This is a genomic window from Providencia sp. PROV130, from assembly GCF_028482225.1.
Taxonomy (GTDB): domain Bacteria; phylum Pseudomonadota; class Gammaproteobacteria; order Enterobacterales; family Enterobacteriaceae; genus Providencia; species Providencia rettgeri.
In genome coordinates, this window is record NZ_JAMPQC010000014.1 from 137,073 (window position 1) to 151,382 (window position 14,310).

12 protein-coding genes and 2 tRNA genes are annotated in these 14,310 nt (G+C 44.6%); 13 read left to right on the plus strand and 1 reads right to left on the minus strand.

All coding sequences use genetic code 11. The annotated features are described in order from the left end of the window. Window positions 1-6 precede the first annotated feature (6 nt). The 13 genes from PSF28_RS10540 to PSF28_RS10600 all read left to right on the plus strand — a co-directional run bounded on the left by PSF28_RS10540 (window position 7) and on the right by PSF28_RS10600 (window position 13,570). Window positions 7-96: transfer RNA gene (locus PSF28_RS10540), tRNA-Leu, on the plus strand. 59 nt (window positions 97-155) lie between these two features. Beyond that, a tRNA-Met gene (locus tag PSF28_RS10545) sits at window positions 156-232 on the plus strand. Window positions 233-484: 252 nt separating this feature from the next. Next, entirely contained in the window at window positions 485-937 is a 453-nt protein-coding gene (rimP, locus tag PSF28_RS10550) for a ribosome maturation factor RimP (RefSeq protein WP_004907471.1), read from the plus strand. 23 nt (window positions 938-960) lie between these two features. After that, on the plus strand, window positions 961-2,469 hold the full coding sequence (gene nusA, locus PSF28_RS10555) for a transcription termination factor NusA (protein ID WP_004905898.1): 1,509 nt from the start codon (window positions 961-963) through the stop codon (window positions 2,467-2,469). A 23-nt stretch (window positions 2,470-2,492) separates the two neighbouring features. Beyond that, the gene (gene infB / locus PSF28_RS10560) at window positions 2,493-5,231 is read left to right on the plus strand and encodes a translation initiation factor IF-2 (RefSeq protein WP_210835674.1); all 2,739 of its coding nucleotides are present in this window, start codon (window positions 2,493-2,495) and stop codon (window positions 5,229-5,231) included. A gap of 85 nt (window positions 5,232-5,316) precedes the next feature. Next, window positions 5,317-5,727 (plus strand): 30S ribosome-binding factor RbfA, encoded by a 411-nt coding sequence (rbfA, locus tag PSF28_RS10565; protein ID WP_004905894.1) that lies wholly within the window; start codon window positions 5,317-5,319, stop codon window positions 5,725-5,727. Then, window positions 5,727-6,680 (plus strand): tRNA pseudouridine(55) synthase TruB, encoded by a 954-nt coding sequence (truB, locus tag PSF28_RS10570; RefSeq protein ID WP_272683615.1) that lies wholly within the window; start codon window positions 5,727-5,729, stop codon window positions 6,678-6,680. Before rbfA ends, truB begins: the two co-directional genes overlap by 1 nt. Before the next feature lie 112 nt (window positions 6,681-6,792). Beyond that, complete coding sequence (gene rpsO / locus PSF28_RS10575) at window positions 6,793-7,062, plus strand: 30S ribosomal protein S15 (RefSeq protein ID WP_004905890.1); 270 nt, start codon at window positions 6,793-6,795, stop codon at window positions 7,060-7,062. A gap of 402 nt (window positions 7,063-7,464) precedes the next feature. Next, a complete protein-coding gene (pnp, locus tag PSF28_RS10580) occupies window positions 7,465-9,588 on the plus strand; it encodes a polyribonucleotide nucleotidyltransferase (RefSeq protein ID WP_210835670.1) in 2,124 nt (707 codons plus the stop codon). A gap of 93 nt (window positions 9,589-9,681) precedes the next feature. After that, a complete protein-coding gene (nlpI, locus tag PSF28_RS10585) occupies window positions 9,682-10,599 on the plus strand; it encodes a lipoprotein NlpI (protein ID WP_004907480.1) in 918 nt (305 codons plus the stop codon). 170 nt (window positions 10,600-10,769) lie between these two features. After that, a complete protein-coding gene (locus tag PSF28_RS10590) occupies window positions 10,770-12,710 on the plus strand; it encodes a DEAD/DEAH family ATP-dependent RNA helicase (protein WP_102138207.1) in 1,941 nt (646 codons plus the stop codon). 151 nt (window positions 12,711-12,861) lie between these two features. After that, complete coding sequence (locus PSF28_RS10595; RefSeq protein WP_272685029.1) at window positions 12,862-13,251, plus strand: type II toxin-antitoxin system RelE/ParE family toxin; 390 nt, start codon at window positions 12,862-12,864, stop codon at window positions 13,249-13,251. Further along, window positions 13,241-13,570 carry a helix-turn-helix domain-containing protein gene (locus tag PSF28_RS10600; protein ID WP_210835662.1) on the plus strand — a complete coding sequence of 110 codons (330 nt, stop codon included), beginning with the start codon at window positions 13,241-13,243 and terminating at the stop codon, window positions 13,568-13,570. The genes PSF28_RS10595 and PSF28_RS10600 overlap by 11 nt, the downstream gene beginning before the upstream one ends. 4 nt (window positions 13,571-13,574) lie before the next feature. On the opposite strand, the gene btsR is transcribed toward PSF28_RS10600, so the two are convergent. Further along, window positions 13,575-14,291 (minus strand): two-component system response regulator BtsR, encoded by a 717-nt coding sequence (gene btsR, locus PSF28_RS10605; RefSeq protein ID WP_210835660.1) that lies wholly within the window; start codon window positions 14,289-14,291, stop codon window positions 13,575-13,577. Window positions 14,292-14,310 lie beyond the last annotated feature (19 nt).

Here is a 14,310-nt window from a genome sequence, read left to right on the forward strand (position 1 = left end):
CTCAGTGCCGAGGTGGTGAAATTGGTATACACGCTACCTTGAGGTGGTAGTGCCTACAAAACGGGCGTACGGGTTCAAGTCCCGTCCTCGGCACCATTATTTTAGATAGCTTGTGATTTACGGGTTATCTGTGTAGAATATGACACGTTTTCGAACGCGGGATGGAGCAGCTTGGTAGCTCGTCGGGCTCATAACCCGAAGGTCGTCGGTTCAAATCCGGCTCCCGCAACCATTTCTTATTCAACATACCTTGTCAGTATCGTAGTCTATAGTAGTTATCCGGTGTAGCAATCAAGTGCAGTTAACTAACAGCTCTCAAAATTTCTCATCGATTTCTCTAGATTTTACAGGTATAATAAGAATATGGTGAACCCGTGCACTACAGGGTCCAGTTGCATAAAGCCCCGAATTTCGGGGTTTTTTGTTATTTGACAATCGAATTAACTGGGCTTTTATAGCCCTTTTTTTATGTCTGGGGGTGGGCTTGTCCACATTAGAACAGAAATTAACAGAGATGATTTCAGCACCGGTGGAGGCGCTAGGCTTTGAATTTGTTGGCTTAGAGTTTATCCGTGGTCGCACATCGACACTGCGTGTCTTCATCGATAGTGAAGAAGGCATCACTGTTGATGATTGTGCTGATGTCAGCCATCAGGTCAGTGCAGTATTGGACGTTGAAGATCCAATTTCTGTCATTTATAACCTGGAAATATCGTCACCAGGGCTTGAGCGTCCATTATTCACTATTGCGCATTACGAGCGTTTTATGGGTGAAGAGGTGGCATTGACTTTGCGTATAGCAATGCAGAACCGCCGTAGGTGGCAAGGCGTTATTAAGGCCATAGACGGTGAAATGATTACGGTTACTGTAGATGGTAAGGATGAGGTGTTCGCCCTCGGCAACATCCAGAAAGCTAACTTGGTACCCCACTTTTAATAAAGTTCAATGAGGCAACTAGGATGAATAAAGAAATTCTGGCTGTTGTAGAAGCGGTTTCTAACGAAAAATCCCTCCCTCGTGAAAAAATCTTCGAGGCTCTGGAAACTGCATTAGCGACGGCAACTAAAAAGAAATACGAGCAAGAAATTGATGTCCGTGTGGAAATTGACCGTAAATCAGGTGATTTCGATACCTTCCGTCGTTGGTTAATTGTCGAAGAAGTCACAATGCCAACGCGTGAAATTACATTAGAAGCGGCTCAATACGAAGATCCGGCACTGCAGCTTGGAGAGTACGTCGAAGACCAAATCGAGTCTGTTGTATTTGACCGTATTACCACTCAAACAGCTAAGCAAGTTATCGTACAGAAAGTACGCGAAGCAGAGCGTGCGATGGTTGTTGACCAATTCCGTGAGCAACAAGGTGAAATTATCACGGCTCAGGTGAAAAAAGTTAATCGTGAAAATATCACGTTAGATTTAGGCAATAACGCTGAAGCTGTGATTCTGCGTGAAGATATGTTGCCACGTGAAAACTTCCGTCCAGGTGACCGTATCCGCGGAGTCCTGTATGATGTTCGTCCTGAGGCACGCGGTGCGCAACTTTTTGTTACGCGTTCTCGCCCTGAAATGCTGATTGAATTATTCCGCATTGAAGTACCAGAAATTGGCGAAGAAATTATTGAAATTAAAGCCGCTGCCCGTGACCCAGGTTCTCGTGCAAAAATTGCGGTGAAAACTAATGACAAGCGTATCGACCCTGTTGGTGCTTGTGTTGGTATGCGTGGAGCGCGAGTTCAAGCCGTTTCTAGTGAATTAGGCGGCGAAAGAATTGATATTGTGTTATGGGACGATAACCCAGCTCAATTCGTTATTAATGCAATGGCTCCGGCTGATGTTGCATCTATCGTGGTCGATGAAGACAAATGTACGATGGATGTTGCCGTAGAAAGCAGTAATCTGGCACAAGCCATTGGGCGTAACGGTCAAAACGTGCGTCTGGCAGCTCAATTACTGAAAAAACACCGTGGTGATGACAAGTGGGAATTAAACGTCATGACCGCAGAAGAGCTTAATGCAAAACATCAGGCAGAAGCACATGCTTCTATTGATACATTCACCAAGCATCTTGATATTGATGAAGAGTTTGCCACTGCACTTGTTGAAGAAGGCTTCTCGACGTTAGAAGAACTGGCTTACGTGCCTATTAATGAACTTCTGGAAATTGATGGTCTTGATGAAGAGACTGTTGAAGTTCTACGTGAAAGAGCGAAAGCGGCCCTCACCACAATAGAATTGGCTCAAAAAGAGAGCCTAGGTGATAATCAGCCAGCAGAAGATTTGTTGAATCTTGAAGGTATGGATCGTACTCTTGCCTATAATTTGGCTACTCGTGGAATCTGTACACTGGAAGATCTTGCTGAGCAGGGCATCGACGACCTGATTGATATTGAAGGTCTGGATGATGAGAAAGCAGGTACGCTCATCATGGCCGCACGTAATATTTGCTGGTTCGGTAACGATGCGTAAACACTGTAGCAGGAAGGAACGGCATGACAGAAACTGTAAAAACATTGGCAACGGAAATTCAAACCACAGTTGATCGCCTGGTACAGCAATTTGCTGAAGCAGGGATCAAAAAAGGTGAGAATGACTCTGTTAGTCAGTCAGAAAAAGAAGCTTTACTGAGCCATTTAAACCGTGAACAAGGCGGGGCAGCGGGTCAGCCAAGCAAATTGACACTACAGCGCAAAACTCGTAGTACGCTGAGTGTCCCCGTCACCGGTGGCAAAAGCAAATCGGTAAATGTCGAAGTCCGCAAAAAACGCACTTATGTGAACCGTGATGCTGAAGAAGCAAAAGCGGAAGAGCAGGCGCAGCGTGAAGCGGAAGAGCAGGCACAGCGCGAAGCTGAAGAACTGGCACAACGTCAAGCAGAAGCAAAACGATTAGCAGAAGAAACAGCTAAACGTGAAGCGGAAGAAAAGGCAAAACGTGAAGCCCAAGAGAAAGCAAAACGTGAAGCAGCAGATAAAGCTACGCGCGAAGCAGCGGAAAGAGAAAAAGTGAAACCAAGCGAAAATCAACAAAAAGCAGGCAAAGCTGTAGAAAGTAATGCCGACAAACAACGCCGTGAAGCTGAAGCTGCGGAGCTAAAACGTAAAGCTGAAGAAGAAACTCAGCGCAAAGTTGAAGCAGAAGCACGTCGCGTGGCTGAAGAAGCACGCAAAATGGCTGAAGAAAACGGTGAAAAGTGGACTGCAGACACGAAAACTGAAGAAGATAGCGATTATCACACAACAACTTCGACGCACGCTCGTGCAGCCGAAGATGAAAGTGATGAGAAAGAAGAAGGCCGTCGTTCACGTAATCGTACTGCAAAAGCCCCTCGTCAGAAAAAAGGTAATAAACTTTCTGAGAAAGCAGACCGCGAAGAAGAACGCGCCGCAGGCCGTTCAGGTCGCAGCAAAGGTAAGCAACGTAAAGGTAGTTCTTTACAACAAAGTTTTACTAAGCCAGCAGCAGCGGTTAACCGTGATGTTGTGATTGGCGAGACTATCACTGTGGGTGAACTCGCGAATAAAATGGCAGTAAAAGGTTCTCAAGTCATCAAAACGATGATGAAGATGGGCGCTATGGCGACTATCAACCAAGTGATTGACCAAGAAACTGCACAATTAGTCGCAGAAGAAATGGGTCATAAAGTTATTCTGCGCCGTGAGAACGAGTTAGAAGAATCGGTAATGAATGACCGTGATACGGGTTCTGCAGCGCAAGAACCACGTGCACCTGTTGTTACCATCATGGGTCACGTTGACCACGGTAAAACCTCTTTACTTGACTACATTCGTTCAACGAAAGTGGCATCAGGCGAAGCGGGTGGTATTACTCAGCACATCGGTGCTTACCACGTGCAAACTGACAAAGGTATGATTACCTTCCTAGACACCCCAGGTCACGCCGCGTTTACATCTATGCGTGCTCGTGGTGCTCAGGCAACAGATATCGTTGTTCTGGTTGTTGCAGCGGACGATGGCGTAATGCCACAAACTATCGAAGCTATCCAACATGCGAAAGCTGCGGGTGTACCGATTGTTGTTGCTGTGAACAAAATTGATAAACCAGAAGCGGATATTGACCGTGTTAGAAATGAGCTGTCTCAGTACGGTGTTATTTCTGAAGAGTGGGGTGGTGATACTCAATTTATCGGTGTATCTGCGAAAGTGGGTACAGGTATTGACGATTTACTTGATGCACTGTTACTGCAAGCTGAAGTTTTAGAACTGAAAGCAGTTTATACCGGCATGGCAAGCGGCGTGGTTGTTGAGTCTTACTTAGACAAAGGTCGTGGCCCTGTGGCAACTATCCTAGTTCAAGAAGGTACGCTGAACAAAGGTGATATCGTCCTGTGTGGATTTGAATATGGCCGTATTCGTGCAATGCGTAACGAATTAGGTAAAGAAGTTCAATCTGCCGGTCCATCAATGCCTGTTGAGATTTTAGGTCTGTCTAGCGTCCCTTCAGCGGGTGACGAAGCGACAGTTGTTCGTGATGAGAAAAAAGCACGTGAAGTTGCCCTGTACCGTCAAGGTAAATTCCGCGATGTTAAATTAGCTCGTCAGCAGAAATCTAAACTGGAAAACATGTTTGCTAACATGGAAGAAGGTAAAGTTTCTGAACTGAACATTGTACTGAAAACTGACGTTCAAGGTACTTGTGAAGCGATCACTGACTCTCTGATGAAACTGTCAACAGATGAAGTTAAAGTGAAAATTATCGGTTCAGGCGTGGGTGGTATCACTGAAACTGACGCGACACTGGCTGCTGCATCAAACGCAATCATCCTAGGCTTTAACGTCCGTGCAGATGCTTCTGCTCGTCGCGTGATTGAAAGTGAAAGCGTTGACTTACGTTACTACTCTGTTATCTATAGCTTGATTGATGAAATCAAACAAGCGATGAGTGGTATGTTGGCACCTGAATACAAACAGCAAATCATTGGGCTTGCAGAAGTTCGTGATGTGTTTAAATCACCGAAATTCGGTGCAGTTGCTGGTTGTATGGTTACTGAAGGTACCATTAAACGTAATAACCCAATCCGTGTCCTGCGCGATAACGTCGTTATCTATGAAGGTGAATTAGAATCACTGCGTCGCTTTAAAGATGACGTTAGTGAAGTTCGTAACGGTATGGAATGTGGTATCGGCGTTAAGAACTACAACGACGTTCGCGTTGGCGATATGATCGAAGTCTTCGAAATCATTGAAGTTAAACGTTCTATTGACGGTTAATTTTGTGAGAGCCCACGAAGCATCGTGACTACAAAATAGTGTTATAAGGGGGCGATAGCCCCCTTTATTGTCAGGAGACATAACGATGGCAAAAGAATTCAGTCGTGCTCAGCGCGTTGCGCAAGAGATGCAAAAAGAAATTGCGATCATCTTACAACGTGAGATCAAAGACCCACGTATTGGTATGGCTACCGTTTCAGGTGTCGAGTTATCTCGCGATCTCGCATACGGTAAAGTCTTTGTGACTTTCTTCAATATCGCTAATGATAAAAGTGAAGAAGAAATGGTTGCAGACGGCATTAAAGCATTAAATGAAGCATCAGGCTTTATACGTTCATTAATTGGAAAAGCCATGCGTTTGCGTATTATTCCTGAGTTAACATTTGAGTATGACAACTCTCTTGTTGACGGTATGCGGATGTCTAATTTAGTGTCAAATGTGATCCGCGATGATGAAAAACGTCGTGCGGATGTTAGTGATAAAGAGGAAAAATAATGGGGCGTCGTCGTAGCGGCCGTAATATTGACGGCGTAGTGCTGCTGGATAAACCCACGGATATTTCTTCAAATGATGCGCTGCAAAAAGTGCGGCGCTTTTTTAATGCCAATAAAGCTGGGCATACGGGGGCACTTGACCCACTCGCAACAGGTATGTTGCCTGTGTGCCTCGGCGAAGCGACGAAATTTTCCCAGTTTTTACTCGATTCAGATAAACGTTATCGCGTCATTGCTCGTCTTGGGCAACGTACTGACACGTCGGATTCACACGGCGAAATTATCAGTGAGCGTAACGTAGAGTTTACACAGCAGCAACTGGATGACGCTTTAGCGTTTTTCCGCGGTGATACATTACAAGTTCCTTCAATGTATTCTGCGCTGAAACATCAAGGTCGTCCATTGTATGAATATGCGCGTAAAGGAATTACGGTTGAGCGTGAAGCTCGTCCAATTACAGTGTATGAATTGCAGTTTATTCGTTTAGAAAATAACGAATTAGAGCTGGAAATACACTGTTCTAAAGGAACCTATATTCGTACAATTATTGATGACCTAGGTGAGATGTTAGGCTGTGGTGCGCATGTGATTTACTTGCGTCGAGTGCAAGTGGCTAACTATCCTTATGAGCGAATGGTAACATTAGAGCAATTAGCCGCTTTACGAGCAAAGGTAGATGCAGGTGAAGGTTCTTTTGAGTCCTTGCTTGATACTTTATTATTGCCAATGGATACCGCAGTCGTTCATTTTCCAGCTGTAAATATTACAGAGGAAACAGCGGCTTACTTTAAACAAGGACAACCTGTGAGAGCCGCGGTTGAAGGCCTTGAAGAAAACGGTATGGTTCGAGTCACTTGTGGTACAGCGCAGCGGTTTATCGGTATTGCTTTGGTGAGTGAGGATGGACGTATCGCACCGAAGCGTTTGGTTGTGGAAAATGAACAGCCCGCGTAGTAGCGGTTATTGCTTTGCTGCCTTAAGCAGCGTAGAATAGCGGCGCTTAATCTTGAGATGCTAAATTAGAGATTGGCTCTCATCACTTACATTAATCATTTTGGAGTTTATTATGTCTCTAAGTAATGAAGCGAAAGCTAAAATCGTTGCTGAGTTCGGCCGCGGTGAAAATGACACTGGTTCAAGCGAAGTTCAAATCGCTCTGCTGACTGCACAAATCAACCACCTGCAAAGCCACTTTGCAGAGCACAAAAAAGATCACCACAGCCGTCGTGGTCTGCTGCGTATGGTTGCTCAGCGTCGTCGCTTACAAGCTTACTTGAAAGGTAAAGATATCGCGCGTTACACTGCTCTTATCGAGCGTTTAGGTCTGCGTCGCTAATCTTACTCTAGATAATTCGAGTTGCAGCTAGGCTAAAAATGAGTGAATTACTAGGAATATACATCAGTATGTGGCTAGTACGAGTGAATGTAGTCAACAACGTTGCAACTTGAAGTATGACGAGTAGAGTCAGTTTCAGAGAAAAGGGGCCAGAGGCCCCTTTTCTTCTAAAAGTTATTTTGAAAGTTGAAGTAATACTCGAATTATACTTAACTTAAATGCTAAGCTATAAGTCGTAGTAAGCTGTTTTATTAATGCCTCTTCGCTGCATCCGATTCGCGCGGCTAATGAGAGAGCTGATCACTGGAATATCAGTATTCTCATTAGTCGCGAGGCTGTAGTAGGAAGAGTAAGCCAATGCTCCCTGAGAATCTCAGGTAGCCTTACAAAAAGGGTAATATAGTGTTAAATCCTATTGTTCGTAAATTCCAATACGGTCAACATACTGTTTCGATTGAAACAGGTATGATTGCACGCCAAGCATCTGCTGCTGTTATGGTTAACATGGATGACACTGCAGTATTTGTGACTGCAGTTGCACAGAAAAAAGTGAAAGAAGGCCAAGACTTCTTCCCTTTAACTGTTAACTATCAAGAACGTACATATGCAGCGGGCCGCATCCCAGGAAGCTTCTTCCGTCGTGAAGGTCGTCCAGGCGAAGGTGAAACGTTAATCGCTCGTCTGATTGACCGTCCTCTACGCCCTCTGTTCCCAGAAGGTTTCTTGAACGAAATCCAAATCATTGCAACTGTTGTGTCTGTTAACCCACAAGTTAACCCAGACATCGTTGCGATGATCGGTGCGTCCGCAGTACTCGCACTGTCAGGTGTTCCATTCAATGGCCCAATCGGTGCGGCACGTGTTGGTTTTATCAATGACCAGTATGTTCTGAACCCTACAGCGGACGAGCTGAAAAACAGCCGTTTGGACTTAGTGGTTGCAGGTACCGATAATGCAGTATTGATGGTTGAATCTGAAGCTGAACTGTTAAGTGAAGAGCAAATGTTGGGTGCGGTGGTATTTGGCCATGACCAACAACAAGTTGTTATTCAGAATATCAATGAATTAGTGAAAGAAGCTGGTAAAGAGAAATGGGATTGGCAGCCAGAGCCAGTTAACCAAGCTCTGCATGACCGTGTTGCACAATTAGCTGAAAGCCGTATGGGCGACGCTTACCGCATCACTGAAAAACAAGAGCGCTATGCGCAGGTTGACTTAATCAAAGAAGAAGTCACTGCAGTATTAGTTGCTGAAGACGAAAATGTTGATGTTTCTGAAGTTGCTGACATTTTGGCAAGCTTAGAAAAACAAGTTGTTCGTAGCCGTGTTATCCGTGGTGAGCCACGCATCGATGGCCGCGAAAAAGATATGGTTCGCGCTCTGGACGTTCGTACGGGTGTTCTGCCACGTACTCACGGTTCTGCGCTGTTTACTCGTGGTGAAACTCAAGCACTGGTAACGGCAACGTTAGGTACAGAACGTGATGCGCAGGTTATCGACCAATTAATGGGCGAATATACTGACCGTTTCTTATTCCATTACAACTTCCCTCCATACTCTGTTGGTGAAACTGGCATGGTGGGTTCACCAAAACGTCGTGAAATCGGTCATGGCCGCTTAGCGAAACGTGGTGTGTTAGCAGTAATGCCAGACCACGCTGATTTCCCATACACTATCCGTGTTGTATCTGAAATCACTGAATCTAATGGTTCATCATCAATGGCATCTGTTTGTGGTGCGTCATTAGCACTGATGGATGCTGGTGTGCCAATTAAAGCCGCTGTTGCAGGTATTGCAATGGGGCTGGTGAAAGAAGGTAACGATTTCGTTGTTCTGTCTGATATCTTAGGTGACGAAGACCACTTAGGTGACATGGACTTTAAAGTAGCTGGTAGCCGTGAAGGTATCAGTGCGCTGCAAATGGATATCAAAATCGAAGGTATCACACGTGAAATCATGCAAGTTGCTCTGAACCAAGCAAAAGGTGCGCGTCTGCACATTCTTGGTACAATGGAACAAGCAATTAATGGTCCACGTGAAGAGATCTCTGAATTTGCACCACGCATTTACACGATCAAAATTAACTCAGACAAAATCAAAGATGTCATCGGTAAAGGTGGTTCAGTGATCCGTGCATTAACGGAAGAAACTGGCACAACGATTGAAATCGAAGATGATGGTACTGTTAAGATTGCCGCAACTGATGGCCTGAAAGCGAAAGAAGCCATTCGTCGTATCGAAGACATTACTGCAGAAGTTGAAGTGGGCCGAATTTACCCAGGTAAAGTAACCCGTATCGTCGACTTTGGTGCATTCGTTGCGATTGGTGGGGGTAAAGAAGGTCTGGTTCATATTTCTCAAATCGCGGATAAGCGTGTTGAGAAAGTGACAGATTACCTGCAAATGGGTCAAGAAGTTCCTGTTAAGGTATTGGAAATTGACCGTCAAGGTCGTATCCGCCTTAGCATGAAAGAAGCGGTAGCAACTGAAGAACCAACTGCACAGCCGCAGGACTCAGCAGAGTAAGCTGACCTAACAGCGCTCTATTAAATTAGGGCGCTATCAGCCTAAATTTGCTGAAACCATAATTTGTAAAGCGTGGTAATGTAAGGGCGGAGTATGTCGAACAGTATCTGTCTTCGGGTGAGAGATTATCGCACGTTACCGCGTGTGCTCTTGGCGCTTATCTTTTTTGTTATTATTGGATGTAGTAGCAAAGATTGGCGAAAGAACGAGGTATTTGCCGTTCCACTTCAACCTTCATTGCAACAAGAAGTGATACTGGCTCGTATGGAACAAATCCTTGCGAGCCGGTCTTTAACCGATGATGAATACGCACAGCTTTTATATGAGCGCGGTGTGTTGTATGATAGTCTCGGTTTAAGGGCACTGGCGCGTAATGATTTTTCAACTGCGTTAGCCATTCGTCCTGATATTCCTGAAGTTTTTAATTTTTTAGGGATATATTTTACGCAGGCAGGCAATTATGATGCTGCCTATGAAGCGTTTGATTCTGTTTTAGAGCTTGATCCAACTTACAATTTCGCGCGAATGAATCGTGGCATCGCATTATATTACGGTGAACGATACAAACTAGCGCAGGATGATCTGCTGGCGTATTATCAGATAGATCCAAATGATCCTTTTCGTACTCTGTGGCTTTATCTCGTCGAGAAAGACATAGACCCGCGTATGGCGCAAGATAATCTTGCCGCCCGCTACAACCAAGCGGAGAAAGGGCAATGGGGCTGGAATATCGTAGAATTCTATCTTGGCAATATCGATGAAAATACATTGATGGCGCGTTTGAAAGAAACGTCTACGGATAACACTTCGCTCGCTGAGCATCTCAGTGAAACTAACTTCTATTTAGGTAAGCATTACCTAAGTCTGGGGGATAAGGATAGCGCAGTTGCGTTATTCAAACTGACGGTAGCTAACAACGCTCACAGCTTTGTTGAACACCGCTATGCATTGTTGGAATTGGCGCTGTTAGGCCAAGAACAAGACGACCTTTTAGAATCGGGCCAGCAATAGCTGACGAACATTTCACGATATTTTTTTAAGTCATCATCCCTCGGGGTGACGGCCTATTTGTTCGTTTAATAAACACAATTTGAGCCAGTTCACATTTTAAATGAAAATGACCGAAATGATTTTCGCATGGTTATGTAAACTGGCTGCCATTATGTATGAGGCACCTTTACATGACTACTGAGACCGATATTTCTTTTGCTGAGTTAGGTTTATCAGCATCTATTTTGACAGCACTAAACGACCTGGGATATGAAAAACCATCACCAATCCAACAACAATGTATTCCATTGTTAATGGATGGTAATGATGTATTAGGTATGGCACAAACAGGTAGCGGTAAAACTGCTGCATTTAGTTTGCCATTGCTGCATAACATCGACCCAGATTTAAAAGCTCCGCAAATTTTAGTCCTTGCACCAACTCGTGAGTTGGCTGTTCAGGTGGCGGAAGCAATGAGCGATTTCTCTAAACATATGAACCGCGTTAATGTTGTTGCCCTGTATGGTGGCCAACGTTATGACGTACAATTACGTGCACTGCGCCAAGGACCGCAAATTGTTGTGGGTACACCAGGCCGCCTTCTTGATCACTTAAAACGTGGCACGTTAGACCTTTCTAAATTAAAAGGCTTAGTTTTAGACGAAGCTGATGAAATGCTGCGTATGGGCTTCATTGAAGATGTTGAAAACATCATGAGCCAAATTCCAGCTGAGCACCAAACTGCGCTGTTCTCTGCAACAATGCCTGAGCCAATTCGTCGTATTACACGTCGTTTTATGAAAGACCCGAAAGAAATTCGCATTCAGGCTAGCATTACCACTCGTCCAGATATTGCCCAGAGCTATTGGACTGTGTACGGCATGCGTAAAAATGAAGCGTTAGTACGTTTCTTAGAAGCAGAAGACTTTGATGCTGCGATTATTTTCGTACGCACCAAAAATGCAACATTAGAAGTGGCTGAAGCGTTAGAACGCAATGGCTACAACAGCGCGGCACTTAATGGTGACATGAACCAAGCACTGCGTGAGCAAACTTTAGAGCGCTTAAAAGATGGTCGTTTAGATATCTTGATTGCAACTGACGTTGCAGCGCGTGGTTTGGATGTTGAGCGTATTAGTTTAGTTGTTAACTACGACATCCCAATGGATGCGGAATCATACGTTCACCGTATTGGCCGTACTGGTCGTGCGGGTCGTGCGGGCCGTGCGTTACTGTTTGTTGAAAACCGTGAACGTCGTCTGCTACGTAACGTTGAACGTACGATGAAGCTGACTATTCCTGAAGTTGAGTTACCAGATGCCGATCTGCTGAGCCAACGTCGTCAGGCGAAATTTGCTGAGAAAATTCAACAGCAATTAGAAAGCAGCGATTTAGACCAATACCGTTCACTGTTAGCAAAAATGTCTCCATCAGAAGATGTCGATATGGAAACTTTAGCAGCAGCATTGTTGAAAATGGCACAAGGTGAGCGTGCGCTGATCCTGCCACCAGATGCACCGCGTCGCCCACGTCGTGAATTCAACGACCGTGATGACCGCCGTGGTGGTGACCGTCGTGATCGTAACAGCAATGGCAATGGTTTTGACCGTGCTGAACGCGGTGAGCGTGGCGGCCGTCGTGAGCGTCGTGATGTGGGTGATATGGAGATGTACCGTATTGAAGTTGGCCGTGATGATGGTGTGGAAGTTCGTCACATTGTTGGTGCGATTGCTAACGAAGCGGATATCAGCAGCCGTTATATCGGTAATATCAAATTGTACGGAACGCACTCGACAATTGAATTGCCAAAAGGTATGCCAACGGACGTGCTAACACATTTAAGTCGCGCACGCATTCTGAATAAACCAACGCAAATGCAACTGATCGGTGATGCACAACCGTTCGAACGTCGTGGCGGCGGTGAGCGCCGTGGTGGTCCACGTCGTGAGGGCGGTAGCGAAGGTGGCTTCGGTGCAGGTCGCCGTAATGACCGTGGCGGTGAGCGCGGTGGTGAACGTCGTGGCGGCGGTGAGCGTCGTGGCGGTGGTAACCGTGACCGTGGTAACTCTGCTCCACGCCAAGATGGCACGAATGCGGCACCTCGTCGCCGTAGCAGCAGCCATAACGCATAATGACTTGGTTTTATAGGGATTAATTCCCTACTAAAACACAAAACCCGCATTCATTGAAGTGCGGGTTTTTTTATTGTTTAAATAATCGACTATATTGCTTCTTGGTATGGTGCTTGTTACTATAGTAACCGGTACTACATGGAGAGTAGTTGTGGCATTCTATAAAGTTTCATCATTCAAACGCAGTACTAAGAAAATAAAGATCACTGATCAACGCTTATTTGAAACAGCAAATGAGGTTTTACGAGGGATTTACGAGGCTGATTTAGGTTGTGGGGTGATTAAAAAAAGAATGGCAATTAATGGAAAAGGAAAAAGTGGAGGAATTAGAGTCATTATATTCTTCAAGATAAATCATCACCTTTTCTTCGTAGATGGGTGGGAAAAAAATAATATTAGTTCTAAAAAAGCGAAAGAAATTGAAGATGATGATTTAGAGGGATATAGACAGCTATCACGCCTTTTTTTGAGTTATACAGATGAAAAACTGTTTGAATTAATTTCTCATGGTATTTTAGAGGAGCTAACTGATGAGCAATAAATTAGAGAATATGCTTGAGCTGGCAAAAGAGTTACGCGAGGTTGATGCTGCACCAGAAAGTTTAGTTAATGATCTAGAAAAAAAAGTTAACGCTAGAAAACTAAATGAAAAAATAAAAGTTGTCCCAATGATGAGTGGCGCAAAAATTAAGCAGCTTAGAGCTCAATATGGTATGTCACAAGCGATGCTTGCATTAGCGCTTGGGATGTCGAAAGAAAGTGTTTCTAAGTGGGAGCGTGAAGAAAAAAAACCGAGTGGTCCCGCGTTAAGAATGTTACATCTTCTCGAATTACGCGGGCCAGAGATTTTAATTATTTAACTACTCAAACTAGCCCCAGTGCCTCTTTTAGTGGTTTGAGATAACGGCGGCTAACAGGGATATGTTCACCGGAACTGAGTACCAGTTCAGCTTGCCCACCATCACCAAACAAAATTTCGTTTAATTGGGTCATATTGACTAAATATTGGCGATGGCAGCGCACTAAAGGTGTTCGAGTCTCTAGTGTTCGCAGAGTGAGCTCTGTAAAACCTTCCAATCCTTGCGTACTCATCACATACACGCCACTCATCCGCGACGTGGCATATAGCACTTCATCAAGTTTCATTAAATAAATACGGCTATGGCCTGTACAAGGGATAAATTTCAGCGGCTCATTGTTGCTGAGCAGTTCAAGGTTCTGCTTTTGTTTACCTTGGCGTAGGCGGTTTAAGGTCTTTTCTAATCGTTCTGTTTCAAGGGGTTTTAACAAGTAATCAAAAGCATGTTCTTCAAAAGCCTGAATGGCAAATTCATTAAAAGCGGTAAGAAAGACAATATAAGGGCGGTCTTCTGGATCTAGCATGCGTACCATTTCTAAACCAGTTAGGCGTGGCATTTGAATATCCAAAAAGACCACATCAGGCTTCTTTTTATGGATGATGCCAATCGCTTCTATTGCATTGGCACATTCGCCAATAATTTCAATATCATCGTGTTCTTCGAGTAGGCAACGCACATTTTCCCGTGCAAGAGGTTCGTCATCAACAATCAATACATTCATAGAGGTAATTTAATCATTA